This is a genomic window from Methylophaga sp. UBA1464 (genome assembly GCF_002325665.1).
Classification (GTDB): domain Bacteria; phylum Pseudomonadota; class Gammaproteobacteria; order Nitrosococcales; family Methylophagaceae; genus Methylophaga.
The window spans coordinates 10728-11829 of record NZ_DCSO01000085.1; the positions used below are offsets into that span (position 1 = coordinate 10728).

At 43.8% G+C, this 1102-nt stretch carries 2 protein-coding genes; one reads left to right on the plus strand and one right to left on the minus strand.

Annotated features, from left to right (window positions below; translation table 11 throughout):
- The coding region (locus B3O33_RS10800) for a GNAT family N-acetyltransferase (RefSeq protein ID WP_292363571.1) at positions 1–689 on the plus strand (689 nt) is incomplete at its 5' end.
- On the opposite strand, the gene B3O33_RS10805 is transcribed toward B3O33_RS10800, so the two are convergent.
- Positions 681–1019 carry a Rieske (2Fe-2S) protein gene (locus tag B3O33_RS10805; protein WP_292362278.1) on the minus strand — a complete coding sequence of 113 codons (339 nt, stop codon included), beginning with the start codon at positions 1017–1019 and terminating at the stop codon, positions 681–683. The genes B3O33_RS10800 and B3O33_RS10805 overlap by 9 nt on opposite strands.
- Positions 1020–1102: the final 83 nt, after the last annotated feature.

Genomic DNA, 1102 nt, shown 5'->3' on the forward strand with positions numbered 1-1102 from the left:
TGGCGCATTCCGGGATTAGTATCGCCGGAGAATATCATTATCAAAGGATAGTACGTATTGCAGTGCATCCAGCACTCCAAAATCGAGGGATCGGACACTATTTATTAAATACCGTGATCAGTCATTTACCTGAAAACACCGATATTGTGGGTTGCAGTTTTGCAGCCAGTGAATCTTTAGTGCGATTTTGGCAAAACAGCGATTATGGTCTGCTGCGTGTGGGAGCCCATAGCGATCATATCAGTGGTCGACATACCGTAATTCTGGCAAAACCAATCAGCCCTGCCGGGAAAATGTTGATTGAGCAGACCCAGCAACGGCTGATTGAGCAATGGCCGGATTTATTGCTCAGCCAACTTTCTCACCTGGAAGCAGGCTTAATTCCATTATTAACGCAGATGCTGCCGCAATCCGAACTTCCATTAACAGTGGTGGACGAAGAGGAGATAACGGCATTTGCTTTCCAAAAGCGTCATTATGATGCCTGCCAGATAGCCATCCGCAAGTTTGTTGTAAATTGTGTCAAGCAGCAGAGATTTTTATCTATGCCGACAATTTTGCAATCAATTTGTTTGGTTTTTGTACTGCAGCAGCAACCAATACCTGTCGTCTGCAGGCAATTAAACCTGAAAGGTAAACAGGAACTGCTTGGGCAGTTGCGGGAAGCGGTCAGAATTTTATTATTGTGAGACCAGATATAAGTTATTTAACTCATCTACTTCTGTCTGCAGGGCTGTCAGACTCTGTCCGCGGCATGGGCCAGAAATACAATACCCTTCTTCCAGCGTAAATAATGCCCCGTGAGTAGAACATTGGATATGTGTTTCTTCCACTGATAAAAATTTATCCGGTTGCCAGTTCAATGGGATTCCCAGATGCGGACAATGATTGAGATAAGCCCGGACATCTTTACCCTGGCGTATTACCAGGATATCCAGCTCTCCGTCTTCCAGTGCGATCTGATAACCATAACTATGATGGTCTTTCAGGTCTTTGATATGACATACAAATTTTTTCATAACGATTTAACAAGATTTTCAAAACCATATTGTTGGCATTTGTTGGCGGCCAACTGACTGGCAAATTGCAGACTGTCATTAAG